Source organism: Neobacillus sp. Fa239 (assembly GCF_055395235.1).
On record NZ_AP041611.1, the window covers coordinates 685552 to 700381 of the forward strand.

At 38.6% G+C, this 14830-nt stretch carries 14 protein-coding genes; 13 read left to right on the plus strand and 1 reads right to left on the minus strand.

Annotated elements, in window-relative coordinates:
* The first annotated feature begins 17 nt into the window (after window positions 1–17).
* Entirely contained in the window at window positions 18–1160 is a 1143-nt protein-coding gene (locus ACZ5XR_RS03170) for a glycosyltransferase family 4 protein (RefSeq protein WP_464500261.1), read from the plus strand.
* Window positions 1161–1233: 73 nt separating this feature from the next.
* On the opposite strand, the gene ACZ5XR_RS03175 is transcribed toward ACZ5XR_RS03170, so the two are convergent.
* A complete protein-coding gene (locus tag ACZ5XR_RS03175) occupies window positions 1234–1449 on the minus strand; it encodes a hypothetical protein (RefSeq protein WP_464500262.1) in 216 nt (71 codons plus the stop codon).
* 239 nt (window positions 1450–1688) lie between these two features.
* Here ACZ5XR_RS03175 and ACZ5XR_RS03180 point away from each other — a divergent pair, with 239 nt between their 5' ends.
* From ACZ5XR_RS03180 to ACZ5XR_RS03235, 12 genes are all read left to right on the plus strand, one after another.
* A complete protein-coding gene (locus ACZ5XR_RS03180; protein WP_464500263.1) occupies window positions 1689–2348 on the plus strand; it encodes a sugar transferase in 660 nt (219 codons plus the stop codon).
* 17 nt (window positions 2349–2365) lie between these two features.
* Window positions 2366–3823 carry a teichuronic acid biosynthesis protein TuaB gene (gene tuaB, locus ACZ5XR_RS03185; RefSeq protein WP_464500264.1) on the plus strand — a complete coding sequence of 486 codons (1458 nt, stop codon included), beginning with the start codon at window positions 2366–2368 and terminating at the stop codon, window positions 3821–3823.
* Between the two features lie 2 nt (window positions 3824–3825).
* Entirely contained in the window at window positions 3826–5004 is a 1179-nt protein-coding gene (gene tuaC / locus ACZ5XR_RS03190) for a teichuronic acid biosynthesis protein TuaC (protein ID WP_464502207.1), read from the plus strand.
* A gap of 28 nt (window positions 5005–5032) precedes the next feature.
* Window positions 5033–6367: a UDP-glucose 6-dehydrogenase TuaD gene (tuaD, locus tag ACZ5XR_RS03195; RefSeq protein ID WP_464500265.1), complete on the plus strand. Its 1335-nt coding sequence runs from the start codon at window positions 5033–5035 to the stop codon at window positions 6365–6367.
* A 13-nt stretch (window positions 6368–6380) separates the two neighbouring features.
* On the plus strand, window positions 6381–7325 hold the full coding sequence (locus ACZ5XR_RS03200) for an NAD-dependent epimerase/dehydratase family protein (protein ID WP_464500266.1): 945 nt from the start codon (window positions 6381–6383) through the stop codon (window positions 7323–7325).
* 24 nt (window positions 7326–7349) lie between these two features.
* Window positions 7350–8831, plus strand: coding sequence for a teichuronic acid biosynthesis protein TuaE (gene tuaE / locus ACZ5XR_RS03205; RefSeq protein WP_464500267.1), 1482 nt, complete (start codon window positions 7350–7352; stop codon window positions 8829–8831).
* Window positions 8800–9477, plus strand: a complete 678-nt coding sequence (locus tag ACZ5XR_RS03210; protein ID WP_464500268.1) for a hypothetical protein — start codon at window positions 8800–8802, stop codon at window positions 9475–9477. The genes tuaE and ACZ5XR_RS03210 overlap by 32 nt, the downstream gene beginning before the upstream one ends.
* 13 nt (window positions 9478–9490) lie before the next feature.
* The gene (gene tuaG / locus ACZ5XR_RS03215; RefSeq protein WP_464500269.1) at window positions 9491–10249 is read left to right on the plus strand and encodes a teichuronic acid biosynthesis protein TuaG; all 759 of its coding nucleotides are present in this window, start codon (window positions 9491–9493) and stop codon (window positions 10247–10249) included.
* Between the two features lie 15 nt (window positions 10250–10264).
* The gene (gene tuaH, locus ACZ5XR_RS03220) at window positions 10265–11437 is read left to right on the plus strand and encodes a teichuronic acid biosynthesis protein TuaH (RefSeq protein WP_464500270.1); all 1173 of its coding nucleotides are present in this window, start codon (window positions 10265–10267) and stop codon (window positions 11435–11437) included.
* Between the two features lie 83 nt (window positions 11438–11520).
* Window positions 11521–12357 (plus strand): class I SAM-dependent methyltransferase, encoded by an 837-nt coding sequence (locus ACZ5XR_RS03225; RefSeq protein WP_464500271.1) that lies wholly within the window; start codon window positions 11521–11523, stop codon window positions 12355–12357.
* A 68-nt stretch (window positions 12358–12425) separates the two neighbouring features.
* Complete coding sequence (locus tag ACZ5XR_RS03230) at window positions 12426–12923, plus strand: hypothetical protein (protein ID WP_464500272.1); 498 nt, start codon at window positions 12426–12428, stop codon at window positions 12921–12923.
* 489 nt (window positions 12924–13412) lie between these two features.
* Window positions 13413–14810: an amino acid permease gene (locus ACZ5XR_RS03235; protein ID WP_464500273.1), complete on the plus strand. Its 1398-nt coding sequence runs from the start codon at window positions 13413–13415 to the stop codon at window positions 14808–14810.
* The last annotated feature ends 20 nt before the right edge of the window (window positions 14811–14830 follow it).

The window sequence follows — 14830 nt, forward strand, 5'->3', positions numbered from 1 at the left end:
ATGTTGGGGGGAAGTATATGAAAATAGCCATTTTCACGGATACTTTTTATCCAGACATTAATGGAGTTGCCCGAACGCTGAAAAGATTGACAGAGTATTTAGAGGCAAAGAACATCACCTTTAAAATTTTCGCTCCAGAATCTACGAGGGAGCAACTATCTGCCAGAGATATCCATCGCTTTAAAAGCATATCCTTTTTTTTATATCCTGAGTGCAGGATTGCGTTTCCCAACCTTTTGAACATTAAAGCAGAATTGATCGATTTCTCTCCTGATTTAATTCATGTTGCTACTCCCTTTAACCTCGGCCTCTCCGGGGTATATTTTGCAAAAAAGTTAAACATCCCACTTGTTGGCTCCTATCATACCGATTTCGATCAATATTTAAACTATTATGACCTTCCATTTCTTTCTAAAATCCTCTGGAAATATATGAATTGGTTTCATCATTCTTTTATCAAATTGTTTGTTCCCTCCAAAGAAACATTTTACCAGCTTAGAAAACAAGGTTTTACTAATTTAGAAATTTGGCCGAGAGGCGTTGATTGCAAAGTATTTCATCCCTTTTACGATAAAAAAGCGGTTAGGGAAAAATATGGACTTTCAAAAAAATACCTGCTTACCTATGTGGGAAGGCTGGCTCCAGAGAAAGACTTAAATACGTTATTGGCAGTCTCAACATCATTGCCTGCACAGCTAAATGAGAATATTGAGTGGTTGGTGATTGGGGACGGTCCTTTACGAGAAGAGCTTCAAAAAAAGGCCCCTGTAAATATGAGATTTACAGGATATTTAAATGGAGAACATTTAGCCGAAATCTATGCTGCATCGGATTTATTTGTGTTCCCTTCTCAAACAGAAACGTTCGGGAATGTTGTTCTTGAAGCATTGGCAAGCGGTACACCCGTCATTGGGGCAAATGCAGGCGGAGTTAAAAATTTAGTTAAATCAGGAGTAACGGGCTTTCTTTGCACCCCGGGCCACATAGAGGAGTTTGCCCTTTCTATTCAAAAGTTGTTAAGACATGATAGTCTGCGCATTCAAATGGGTTGGGAAGGAAGAAATTTTGCTTTATTCCAAAACTGGGATAAGATTTTTGGGAATTTATTAAAACATTACTCTAGTGTAATCGATGAAAGAAAGGTAGAAAAATATGCTTGAGCCCCAAACAAAAGGGTCTGACCCATCATCGGACTGAGGGATCAGACCCTTTTGGAATAACTTCTTATCATTTTTATTTGCTAATGGGAGGGTTGTTCACATCCACATGAACAGGCAATGAACTGTCAGTGTCTCCATTCCCATAAAACGCTTCCTGTATTTTTTCATTGGCCATATCAGCTTCAGATTCTGCAGGAGCAGAAGCTCTTGCTCCATAATCTTGAAATTCTTCGCTCATTTTTTGATTTGCTTCCACTGCTTCATTATTAGTTGGTTGATCTTTTGCCATTGGAAAGTCCTCCTTCATCTGATCCTTTGTTATGGTTCCCTAAAAATCCCCAATAATATCGGTATTTTTTTCCTATATTTATTAAATTTCTTTACAAAATCTTTAGAAATTTAATAAACGTTCATAATTGTTTACCAACACTTAATCTCTCCTAAACGATACCTCCAAAGTACCCCTCTATAATTTTTAGTAACGGGGGAGCTTATCTTATTAAATAAACTTTGTAAGGTGGGTTAAGTGTGAGTTCTGAAAGAAGCCTAAATATCTACTATTATTATTCAACTACCCAAACCACAAATTACAAATTATCAAAGAAAGTGGAGCACTACCTTTTTCTAAAAAGAATATTCGATATTCTTTTTGCAGTCTTGGGGATTTTTATTGCATTTCCGATTGTTGTTGTATTTACCATCCTCATTGTTTTAGAAACGCCGGGCTCGCCATTTTACTTCCAAGAAAGAATGGGGAGAAACGGGAGGAGCTTCAAAATGATAAAGCTTCGATCCATGAGAATGGATGCAGAAAAAGAAGGGGCAAAGTGGGCGGATGTAAATGACCCTCGAATTACGAGAATTGGTGCATTTATTCGAAAGACACGGATTGATGAGCTTCCACAATTCATTTCGGTATTAAAAGGGGAAATGTCCATTGTCGGCCCCCGACCGGAAAGACCCATTTTTACAGAAAAGTTTAATCGTGAAATAAATGGGTTTGCCCATCGTCTGCTTGTTAAACCAGGGATTACAGGTCTGGCACAGGTAAGTGGGGGATATGACATTTCGCCGCGAGAAAAACTTCAATATGACTTGAAATACATTAATAATTTATCATTTTCTCTTGAATTAAAAATTATTTTGAAAACTTTTAAAGTGATTGTAACAGGTTATGGAGCACGTTAACAAAGGCGGGGAAACAAATGTCAGCGATCAGGAGCCAATTGCATAAAGGTATGAAATGGACAGGGATTTCTACGCTGCTGATTACAGTCATTCAAATTGTTCAGTTTGCATTGCTCGGAAAACAAATGAGCATATCACAATTTGGGTTAGTCGGAATGATTACAACCATTGTTGTCTTCGCCCAAATCGTGTTGGATTTGGGATTTGGATCAGCCGTTATTCAAAAAGAAGAAGTTTCCTTTAAAACGTTGTCTACACTATTTTGGCTAAATATGGTAGCAGGGCTTGTCGTGTTTTTAATCTTATTCCTTTCAAGTCCATTGATTGCCATGTACTTTCATCGCAAGGAACTGACAGACTTAATCCACCTATTAGCCATGATGTTTTTAATCGCTCCAATAGGACAGCAAAGTCAATACCTGCTGCAGAAAGAATTAAGGTTTAACCTGCTAGGTGCCATAGAAGCAGTTTCAACTTTTATCTCATTTTTAAGCTTGGTGATTTTGATTGTTTCTATTAGTCCGATATATGCCTATGTCATTTCACAAGTGGTGCTGTATGGGTTAAAGGGGATTCTTTACTTTATCTGTTATCAAAGGAAATGGCGTCCTTCTTTTGTGTTTGATCTTTCTGGATGCAGGGACTTCCTCTCGTTTGGAGCTTTTCAGCTGTTTTCGAGAATCGTGAACCGAATCGGTTCCAATATGGACGTCATCTTAATCGGCCGGTTCATGGGAGCAGAAGCACTTGGAATTTATAATCTTGCCTATCAAATTGTTACGATCCCTGTTTTGAAGATCAATCCCATTATTACTAGAGTGGCTTTTCCTGTTTTTGCGAAAAATCAGCAGAGTCAAACAGCATTAAATGAAGGATTTTTACACATGACAAAGCTTTTAAGTCTTGTTTCCTTCCCGCTCCTAATGGGCTTGACAGCTGTGTCGAATGTCTTTATTCCGTCCATCTTCGGACAAAAATGGATGGAGGCCGTTCCGATTTTGCAAATTATGTCTATCGTCGGAATTCTTAGGGTTTTAATGAATCCAAATGGCTCGATTATTCTGGCAAAGGGAAAAGCGAATATCGCATTTTATTGGGATGCCGGCGTACTGGTCCTTTATGGCGCTGCCTTATTTTTGGCTGTCGCGTCGCACAACTTAAAGGTCGTAGCCTGGACCTATGTATTGGTAAGCCTCGTGAACTTTTTAGTCGGCAGGTGGCTGTTAACATTATTAATTTATTTACGATGGAGGCATTATCTGAAGACCATTTTGATCCCATTTCTTTTATCCATCCTCATTACCGTTGTAGCGTATTTTACGAAAGAAATTCTTGTCTCATTTTTTCAGATGAAGACGATTTGGCCTTTATTGATTTCCGTGAGCTTGAGTGCTGCTTTTTACTTGCTGCTTTTGCTTAAAGTATATCCAAATTATTTCTCCAAGTTCCTAAAAAAACCAACTAGAGGGCGATGATGATGAAGGCTTTATGGATCACAAGTGTATATCCCAGCGATGACCAACCCGGACGTGGAGTTTTCCATGAAACTCAGGTTCAATCGTTAATCCGATTGGGAATAGAAGTTACAGTGATTTGCCCAATACCGAGAAGTCCAGCATTGATCCAATATTTACGTAAATCTTATCGTGTCAACAAGAATATTCCTTCAATGTATCAAAGAAAGGGAGTTACAGTTTATCGACCGGATTATTTAGCGCTTCCGGGTCAGTTAAGATGGGCGCTGCCGGACAAACGAATTGCGGCTGCCGTCATGAGGACCATGTCAGAATATAAGCTGACGCCTGATCTCATTCATGCTCATTTTGCGATGCCATCAGGTGGAGCAGCACGAATTGTAGCGGAGCAAAAAAAGCTTCCCTGGATTTTAACGCTTCATGGGAGTGATGTAAATGTCTATCCCTTTTATAGTACAAGTGCAAAACAAGCATTCTTACAAACAGTAAAAGCCGCAAACCATGTTTTAGCCGTAGCGGGTAAATTACAAGAGAAAACGAAGGAATTGGCAGGGAGAGAAAGTGTGGTGCTCCCCATTGGGATCGACCTCTCCCAATTTCAGCAGCCGGACCAATCGAAATTACAGATGAGAAAAAACCTTAACCTCCCGAAAGATAAAAAACTTATTGTCTTTGTTGGCAGATTAACGGAGGAGAAAGGTGTTTTTGAACTTGCTCGGGCTCTGGACTATCTACCGAATGAAATGGCAGTGGTGTTCGTTGGAGATGGACCAGCGAAAGAAAAATTAAGCCGAAGTTCGGAATTTAATAGCAGGCTTTTCTTAACCGGGGAAGTTGATAACATAAGGGTGAGAGATTACTTGTTTGCAAGTGATGTATTTGCTCTACCTTCCTATACGGAAGGAATGCCAACCGTTGTCATTGAAGCCATTGCTTTAAAAATTCCTGTCATTACCACAGCGGTAGGCGGTATTCCGGAATTATTTGGGGAGCACATGGATCTTTTAATAGAGAAAAAGTCGGTTTCGAGCCTGGTCCATAAAATTCAGAGTATTATTTATCGAGGTTTATATACACCCCGGATTCAAAATGATCTCTTCGAACATATTCAGAAAAATTATCATGCCCATCATAATGCCAGCTTGCTTAAAGAGACTTATGAAAGAATTATTCTTTTATAAAAAAGGAAATGTAGGGGGAAGGATGAAAATGAAGAAAATAACGGTCATTGGTACGGGGTATGTAGGACTCGTTTCTGGTACATGTTTTGCTGACGCTGGGAATCAGGTCACTTGCTGCGATATTGATCAATTGAAAATAAATGATCTTTTGCAAGGCGTTATGCCCATATATGAGCCTGGATTAAAAGCACTTGTCGATAAAAATGTCCGAAGAGGGACACTTCAATTTACCTACAATATCAACCAAGCCATTAGTGACGCTGAAGTGATTTTTATTGCTGTTGGTACCCCGATGACATCTTCCGGTAAATCAGATTTGACCTATGTGAAACAAGTGGCCAAAGCGATTGGGGAAAATTTAAATGGTTACAAAGTGATTGTTACGAAAAGTACCGTACCCGTCGGGACAGGAAGACAAATGGAATCCATTATCTGTGAATATTCAAATGGAAAACATCCTTTTGATATTGTTTCAAATCCTGAATTCTTACGCGAAGGGGCTGCGATTCAGGAAACAATGAATATGGAGCGCGTTGTAATTGGGGCAACGAGCGAAAGTGCGTTTCAAATTATTTCTGAACTACACAAGCCTTTTACATCGAATATCGTAAAAGCCTCTCTGGAGACAGCGGAAATAATCAAATATGCGGCCAATGCTTTTTTAGCCACTAAAATATCCTTTATTAATGACATCGCTAATATTTGTGAACGCGTTGGGGCTGACGTGACGAAAGTGTCTGAAGGAATTGGTTTAGACAGCCGAATTGGCAATAAATTTTTACAGGCAGGTGTCGGATTTGGCGGTTCATGTTTTCCAAAAGATACGGCAGCACTACTACATATAGCAGAAGATTGCGGATACGACTTTAAATTAATAAAAGCTGTCATCGAAACGAATGAAGGTCAACGGGTTCAATTGGTTAAAAAACTTGTCAATGCCTTAGGCTCTTTAAAAGGCAAAACCATTAGTGTCTTAGGGTTAGCTTTTAAGCCTGATACCAACGACATCAGATCATCTCCGGCATTGGATATTATTCCTTACCTATCTGTTCAGGGGGCAAATGTCCAGGCGTTCGACCCGATTGCCATAAAAGAAACAAAAAAGCTGCTTGGGTATCAATGCACGTATTCAGAAGATGTATATGAAACGGTAAAAAATAGCGATGCGTGCATTATTTTAACAGACTGGCAGGAAGTAAAAAAATTAGATTTAGAGAAAGTAAAGCAATTAATGAATCAGCCGCTGATTGTGGATGGGCGGAACCTCTTTGATTTAACTACGATGGAGAGTAAAGGATTTACCTATTTTTCCGTGGGACGAAAAGCCGTTCTTAATGATTCAACCATCTCAAAAGCTAATTAGGAGGATCTTTCTGATGAGAAAAGTGATTGTAACAGGCGGGGCGGGGTTTATTGGTTCTCATATTGTGGAGGAATTACTCCGTAATGATTATCAAGTTGCGATTATCGATAATTTTTCAACAGGGCGCACCGAAAACATCGAGCAGCTTCCTATTGAAGTATATAATCACGATATCACTCATCCTAGCGTAATGAAGTTAATCACTTCCCTTCGTCCTGATTATATTATTCATCAAGCTGCTCAAGTAAGTGTGGCGGAGTCCGTAAAGGACCTACTCTTTGATGAAAAAGTAAATATAAGGGGATCTCTTCATATTATCAAAGCGGCCATTAAAGCAAAGGTAAAAAGAGTTGTTTTTGCCTCTTCAGCAGCTGTGTATGGAGATCCTGTTGCCTTACCCATTTCGCTTAATCACCCAACAAGGCCGGAATCACCTTATGGACTTGCAAAGTTGTCCGTGGAAAATTATTTGAAGCTGTCTAGCAAACTCTATCAATTGCCATATAGTATTCTGCGCTATAGCAATGTTTATGGACCAAGACAGGATTCAAAAGGTGAAGGGGGAGTTGTGGCCATTTTTGCCGACCGCCTGTCTGAAAATGTCTCACCCGTCATTTTTGGGGATGGGGAGCAAACAAGGGATTTTATATTTGTAAAGGATGTTGCAGCGGCTAATGTAAAAGCGCTCAATGCAACTGGTAATATAAGTGTCCATGTTTCATCCGGCTCATGTATTTCCATTAATGAATTATTCGAAATGATGAACAAAGCGGCCGGTACTAATCTGAATCCGATCTATAAACAAAGCCGTCAAGGTGATATTCGTAACAGTATTCTTGAAAAAGAAGCTACAAAAGAACTGTTGAATTGGGAACCCGCTGTGGAACTTTTTGAAGGGTTACAAGAGACGATCCAGTTTTCAAACAGGGCAAAACAATCGCAGCTAATTAATGGATAGAGTGAAAAGGGAGTAGGAAGTTGGATGCAGAGTAATCTTCTGGTTAAAAAGACAACAGGTGTATCAGCACTCCTCATCATAGGACTAGCACTAGCCTATTCACTTGTTGAAATGAAAAAAGAAGCGGTTGTTTTTCTGGGGATTTGGGCAGTAATTGTTTTATTCGTACTCTTAAAAATCAATATGAATCGTACAAAGCTGTTCCCGAAGGTCATGTACTTAATGGTGATGACAACTTTCCTGAATCAATCTGTTTTAAACCTTCATATTGGATTCTTTAGTTTGTTTTTGTACCGAATAATTCTAATAGCTGCCATGATTCTCTTTATCTTACAAATTATGAAAGAAAGAAATCTCCCGCATTATTGGCATGGGGTGAATGTAAAGGGGATTCTGCTATTTCTGATCTTTTGGATGGCTTATGGAGCCGTCTCGCTTCTATGGGCAAAATCGATTATAGAAGGAATTAAAGCCTTATTTCTATTGGGATTGGGAATTTCATTTGTGTTTCTGGCTGTATTTACATTTAGAAGAATGTCCAGATTAATGCTGTTTTACGGGATTTGGATGGTTATGACCATCATTTTATTAGGTATCGGATTAATGAATCATTTTGGCCATATACAGCTTCCAACTTCAACACTGTACAGAGGTTCTGCAGCAAAATTGTCGTATCCGACAGCTGTGTTCTTTAATCAAAATGATTTTGCCACATTTTTAACGATATCCTTCTTTTTTTATTTATCTTATACAAAAAATGGAAAAAATGTATTTTTAAAAACGGCCAGTTTACTGCTTGCCATTCTCTGTGTCTATATCATTTATTTGACAGAATCACGGGCAAGTTTGCTCGGTATCATTATTGGATTAATCGCTTATCTTTTTATCCTTCTTCCGAAGTATTTAAGGAAAACAGGGGCGGTCATCAGTTCTGTCGTGATCCTGGCTGGTGGATTTGTTTTTTTTCATAAAGTACTTCATTTGTTGGATGGATTGCTGATTGCTTCAGGTTCTTCCCAAAGTAATATAATTCTTTCGTCGAATGTAGCAAGGATCAATTTACTGAAAAATACCCTTCATTTTACACTTGAAACGTTTGGATTTGGTGTTGGTGCCGGTAATATTCCATTTTACTTAAAAAACGAATCCATCTTTCCAACAAACCATGTAGTGGAAGTGCATAATTGGCTGGCTGAAATTATGGGCAATTATGGGATGATTATTTTGCTTGGGTACGTTACCATGTATGTCTATCTTTTTATCAGTCTATTTAAATATTACAAGGCAGGAAACAGCCGGGAGCAAAAAGGGCTGCTTGAAGCATGTATGATGGGGTTAATCGGATTTTTAATTTCGAGTATCAGCCCAAGTTCTATCAGCAACCTCTTTTTCCATTGGGTATTACTTGGATTAGTCATCTCAACGGTTTCTGTCTATAAAGGCCATCTTCAAGAAGAAAAGGAGCTTGGTTTAAATGACACTCATGATTCAAACTCTGAAAGATAAAAGTAAGAAATACTTTTGGATATTAATAGCGATTCCCATTCTTCTAGGTGCAATCGGCTGGCTGCTACCGGTCGGAAAAGAGTCATCAAGCTATGCGGCTGAAGCGACTCTTACTCTTGGAAGCTATAATAATCCAGATATGAATGATCCTAAGCGTGTCATCGTTTTATTAACGAATGCTCCTTTTTATAAAGAAAATTTAGCCAACTTATGGGAGCAAAAGCAGGTGGAGATTATGACGAACCTCCATGTAACAGCTGTGTCCGATAATATGATCGATCTAACGTATGATGGGGAAAGTGCAGTAGAGGTATTGAATGAGATTTCAAACGCCTTTTTAGCGATGGATCAGGAAAAATTACAACAAAAACAGAAAATCGTTCAAGAATCAATCGATGCATTAAAAAATGAAAAAGTAGGTCCAGATGCAATGGTTGACCAGCAGCGATTCTTATTTGACCTAAAGACCGAACAAAATGATATCAAACCGGCCATGGTTTTAAAATCACCGGACAATCAAGCTTTAAATTCAGAGAATCAAGCCTTCAACTTAAAAGAGAGAGCTGTTTTAGGTGTGTTGTTGGGTGTTACAATCAGCTTTTTATGGTTAGTCATTCCTGAACTGGTGCGGGAACGGCCTTATTAATGGGGGGATCAATATGAGTCCACAGCAGCCACTGATATCCATTATTACGCCTTCTTATAATGCTAGTAGGTTTATAGACCAAACTATCGAATCTGTTAGAATGCAATCCTATCAAAACTGGGAATTGATTATTGTGGATGATTGCTCAACAGATGAAACCCCGAACATCTTAAATCGGTACGCAAATGTTGAGCCAAGAATCAAAGTCCATTTTTTAAAGGAAAATAGCGGTGCCGCGGTGGCAAGAAATTTTGCTCTTACTCAGGCAAAAGGGAGCTTTGTCGCTTTTCTTGACAGTGATGATTGCTGGAAGCCTGAAAAATTAGAAAAGCAGCTTTCCTTCATGCAGACGAATGACTATGCATTCTCGTTTACGGGCTATGAATTCATCACCCATGAAGGTGTCTATTTACATAAACAAGTTTCAGCACCGGAACAGGTTACATATGGGGATATGTTAAAGAATACGATTGTTGGATGTCTAACAGTCATGATTGATCTGAACAAAGTAGGATCGATTCAAATGCCAAACATCCGCACAAGGCAGGATTTAGCCACCTGGCTCTCCATATTGAAGAAGGGGTTTGTGGCATACGGGCTGAATGAAAATTTGGCTGAGTATCGTATTGGAAATCCTTCTATTTCAAAGAACAAATGGAAAGCGGCGAAAATGAATTGGTTTGTGTACCGTAAAATAGAGAAGCTGAATTTGCTAAAAGCTTTATGGTGTTTTTCCCATTATGCTTACTATGCCGTAGCGAAGAGAATTTAAAAAGGGTGGAGCCAGATGAAAAATGTACACATCATTGTAGCCACATCTGAGTGGGGAACCGATCAGCTGCGTTATAGGAGGCATCGTTTTGCGGAATTTCTTCAGCATCATCCAGATACGGAAGAGGTAATTTGGCTATGTCCGTCACCTACTAAATATGAAATTCCTTTTATTACGCTGCCGAACGGGATTAAACAATGGTCGATTCAGGATTTGCTTCCACATAAAGTCTTCCGCTTTGGCCGTTATGTGGACGGATTTTATAAAGAAAAATTGCTCTCTTTGCTGTTATATTTAAAACTGGCCCAAGAAATGCATGCGATTCATTTATGGTACACCTTTCCAGGATTTCCGTTACTTGCGGATCTCTTTACATGGAACAGAGTCGTTTATGATTGCAGTGACTTATGGGCCTCGCCCATCCATGGGAAAAATTCTGTCCTATCTACCCTTAGACAGAGCATTATTGCAAAAGCAGAAAATCGGATTATTCAAAGTGCTGATATCATCTTTTGCACTTCAGAATTTTTACACGAGCGAATCGTAGAAAAAACTGGTACAAGCCAAAAGATTTTTACATTTGAAAATGGTGTTGAATTCGATTTGTTTGCTTATGAGCAAAACCGGGCAGAGGGCCTTCTTCCAGAAGGATTTAACGGGACCGTTCTAGGATTTATCGGAGGAATTAAACCGAAGCTTGATTTTGAACTGATCCAAAAGGTGGCGAGGCAAAAAAGAGAGTGGCTTTTTCTATTTGTAGGACCAGATGGAACGAATCAAGATTCTGTTTTCAAAAAATTATTAGCTGAAAGCAATGTATTATGGATAGACAGTGTGCAGCCAACAGAAGTCCCTAAATATATGAACTTAATCGATATTGGTATCATGCCTTACAAGCCCTCTCAATATAATAAGGCGGTATTCCCATTAAAATTATTTGAATTCCTGGCATCAGGAAAACCGGTTGTTGGGGTGAATTTGCCGTCTACCAAAAAACATGCAGAAGATTTTGTCTATACTCATTTGGATCATAATGAACCAAATGAATTTATTATGGCATGTGAAAAATTAGAACTGTATAAGAATCAAGAAAGTAAGAACCTTTTTCGAAAACAGGTAGCTCAAACGAAAAACTGGAATGACGTATTTGAAAAGATGATTTCTTTTATTTTAAAGGAGATTTCTTAAAAGGAATCTCTTTTTTGCTGTTATTGAATAAGTGCTAATTTTATAATAAGATTGAGAAAAATATGGATATGATATGAGGTTGAATGATGATTGATAAAATAATTCAGTCCATGAAATTGGACGAAGCTCCGGCACAAATCCAAAGAATCCAGACAGCACATCGCCTAAGATTGATTGATTCTTGGAATATAGAAAAAGGAGCAAAAATCCTTGAAGTTGGATGCGGCCAAGGCGATACCACGGCGGCACTTAGCCTTACAGTAGGTAAGGAGGGCTTTGTTCATGCGGTTGATATTGCCCCGGAAAGCTATGGAGCGCCAATTACATTAGGGGAAGCTCGCCAAAAGCTATTAGACTCAGAGATAGGTAGTAATATAAGAATGGATTTTAATTTTAATATATTGGAAGATGGGACTGCTTTTCAAAATGATGTCTTTGATTATATCGTTTTGTCGCATTGTTTATGGTATTTATCCTCTTACAAGGAATTGACAGCCATCCTGAAGCGGGTAAGAGCTTGGGGAAAGAAGCTTTGCATAGCAGAATGGAGTTCGAATGTGGCAATGCCGGAACAACTTGCACACTATAAAGCCGTCATGATTCAAGCGTTGTGTGAAAGCTATAAACCCATCAGTGCATCCAATGTTAGAACTCTTTTTACACCTATTGATATTAAACGAGCCATCTCAGAAGCGAGCTGGACCATTACAAAGGATACCGAAATATATTCCTCCGATTTACAGGATGGCCAATGGGAAGTCGCCATGACAAGGGACCTATATCCAAAAGAAATAGTCAAAATCCCTGACATGCCGCAAAAAATGAAAGACTTACTATTAGCTCAAATCGACGAATTAAACCAGATCACTGAAAATACAGAAATAAAACCATTATCAACCTTAGCGGTAGTGGGGAGGTAGCGGGGCCAGACCCCCAGTGAAGTAATGCGTTAAAGCAGCGGGGGTCTGACCCCGGGAAAGGAGTTAATATGGTTGAGATTAAATCGGTGAAGATTGATGGCACCGATATTCATATATTTAAGAGTGTGATTTATATCTTTGAGTCTAGTTCAGGATATTCAATGGAATTGGGTATGGTTGTTAGTGAGGTTGTTTTAAGAAAATATGGACATGAGGAAAATCTTATTTTAGAAATAGAATTAGAGGATGGAAGGATATTCAATACGATTATGCAGCCTCAAGGCTTTTCAGGTGGGGTGCCACGTCTTCATTTATATTGTGATATTGATGATGTTGAAGAATATCCAGATTTTCAGGTCGTAAAAGAAAGCGATGAATCCTTTCCAAAGCTCGATGAAGGCATCACAATAGAAGAAATAAGAAAATATGAAATGCCCAATGAAAAAGTCAATTTAAAATTAACTTTGCCCATCGACCAAGCTGAATGGATCGCCAAGCAAAAAAAGAGCGATATAAATACAATAATAAAAGAAGCCATTTATGACTATTGGAAAAACCAAAAATGATGAAAGGGGTCAGTCCCCCGCTACGTTAAAACTTTAACGTAGCGGGGGACTGACCCCTTTTTATTGCAAATTTTCTAAAATAATATAAAAAATTGAAAGTTTACTATTTTTTATAATATAAAGCCTTCACACTGCCAATTTTTTTGTATAAAATAGTTATTGTGAAATATTTAATTTATATGAATTATTTACAAATTTATATTTTTATAGTGAAAATAGTGTAAGGATTCAATCATCAAAAAAGATATATCTGCAGGTTTTCATTCAAATTAAAGTGTAGGCGTTTCCTTGTGAAGTATTACTTTTAAGGAGGTGGTCCATACATATTAGCTGCTATGTTTTATTTTTTTGATTGTCCAAAATGTTTTTTTGCTGAAAGTTGAAACATCTACCAAGAAAAAAGGAATTTATCATCGGCGAATTGTGGCTAGTAATAAACATGAATTCGTTCTTAGTAAACATCAATTATTGCATCAGGAGGGGATTTACGTGTCAAATAAGGAATTACAAAGAGGACTAGAGGCAAGGCATATTGAGATGATTGCCTTGGGCGGTACCATTGGTGTTGGGCTATTTATGGGTTCAGCAAGTACGATTAAATGGACAGGCCCATCCGTAATGCTGGCTTATGCAATTGCTGGTGTTTTTATCTTTTTTATCATGCGTTCAATGGGAGAAATGCTCTATTTAAATCCAACCACCGGATCGTTTGCGACCTTTGCCCATAAGTATATTCATCCATTGGCTGGTTACTTGACGGCTTGGAGTTATTGGTTCCAATGGGTTGCAGTAGGAATTGCCGAAATCACGGCAATAGGAATGTACATGAATTATTGGTTCCCTCATCTGCCTCAATGGATTCCGGGTGCGATTGCATTGGTCATCCTAGGTGCTGCAAACCTAGTGTCCGTTAAATTTTACGGAGAATTTGAATTCTGGTTTGCACTTATTAAAGTCGTAACAATTGGTCTTATGATTATTGCGGGTATCGGCTTGATCTTTTTTGGTTTAGGAAATCATGGACATGCTCTTGGATTATCGAATATTTGGAAACATGGCGGCTTTTTCACAGGCGGCTTTAAAGGATTTTTCTTTGCATTATCTCTTGTTGTTGGAGCTTATCAAGGGGTTGAACTTATAGGGATTACCGCAGGTGAAGCGAAAAATCCAACCCAGACTTTGAGAAAAGCGATTAATAATATCATTTGGCGTATATTAATTTTCTATATTGGTGCTATTTTTATCATTGTTACCGTTTATCCTTGGAATCAACTAGGAACAATCGGAAGCCCGTTTGTTTCGACCTTTGCTAAGATTGGTATTACAGCTGCAGCAGGTATCATCAATTTTGTTGTTATTACAGCAGCAATGTCCGGTTCTAACAGCGGTATTTTCAGTGCAGGACGGATGCTTTATACACTTGCAATGAATGGGCAAGCTCCGAAGAGCTTTGCAAAAGTTTCAGGAAACGGAGTTCCAACCGTATGTATTTGGGCAACCCTCATCGGATTAGTGTTTGGAGTTGTGTTAAACTATTTCGCTCCGCCGCAATTATTCCTTTATGTTTATAGTGCCAGCGTTCTACCAGGTATGGTGCCTTGGTTTGTACTAATTATTAGTCAGATGAAATTTAGAAAAGAGCATGCAGATCAAATGGCAAGCCATCCGTTTAAAATGCCTCTTGCGCCAATCAGTAACTATGCAACAATGGTATTTTTAGTAACTGTTTTAGTGGGAATGTACTTTAACCCTGGAACCCGTTTATCCTTATTTGTTGGGTTGATTTTCCTTGCAATCGTAGTGGCATGTTTCTATATCTTTAAAATGGGAAATCGTGTTCCATTAGACAATTCCGATACTAAACCACATAAAAATATCGCAAGTTAACTATACAGAACAAACAAAAA

What these genes read in the sequence shown, in the direction of transcription:
- tuaE (WP_464500267.1), top strand. Translation starts at nt 7,350, where the DNA reads ATGCAGAGTAATCTTCTGGTTAAAAAGACAACAGGTGTATCAGCACTC.
- ACZ5XR_RS03175 (WP_464500262.1), bottom strand. Translation starts at nt 1,449, where the DNA reads ATGGCAAAAGATCAACCAACTAATAATGAAGCAGTGGAAGCAAATCAA.
- ACZ5XR_RS03230 (WP_464500272.1), top strand. Translation starts at nt 12,426, where the DNA reads ATGGTTGAGATTAAATCGGTGAAGATTGATGGCACCGATATTCATATA.
- tuaB (WP_464500264.1), top strand. Translation starts at nt 2,366, where the DNA reads ATGTCAGCGATCAGGAGCCAATTGCATAAAGGTATGAAATGGACAGGG.
- ACZ5XR_RS03170 (WP_464500261.1), top strand. Translation starts at nt 18, where the DNA reads ATGAAAATAGCCATTTTCACGGATACTTTTTATCCAGACATTAATGGA.
- tuaG (WP_464500269.1), top strand. Translation starts at nt 9,491, where the DNA reads ATGAGTCCACAGCAGCCACTGATATCCATTATTACGCCTTCTTATAAT.
- ACZ5XR_RS03225 (WP_464500271.1), top strand. Translation starts at nt 11,521, where the DNA reads ATGATGATTGATAAAATAATTCAGTCCATGAAATTGGACGAAGCTCCG.
- ACZ5XR_RS03210 (WP_464500268.1), top strand. Translation starts at nt 8,800, where the DNA reads ATGACACTCATGATTCAAACTCTGAAAGATAAAAGTAAGAAATACTTT.
- tuaC (WP_464502207.1), top strand. Translation starts at nt 3,826, where the DNA reads ATGAAGGCTTTATGGATCACAAGTGTATATCCCAGCGATGACCAACCC.
- tuaD (WP_464500265.1), top strand. Translation starts at nt 5,033, where the DNA reads ATGAAGAAAATAACGGTCATTGGTACGGGGTATGTAGGACTCGTTTCT.
- tuaH (WP_464500270.1), top strand. Translation starts at nt 10,265, where the DNA reads ATGAAAAATGTACACATCATTGTAGCCACATCTGAGTGGGGAACCGAT.
- ACZ5XR_RS03200 (WP_464500266.1), top strand. Translation starts at nt 6,381, where the DNA reads ATGAGAAAAGTGATTGTAACAGGCGGGGCGGGGTTTATTGGTTCTCAT.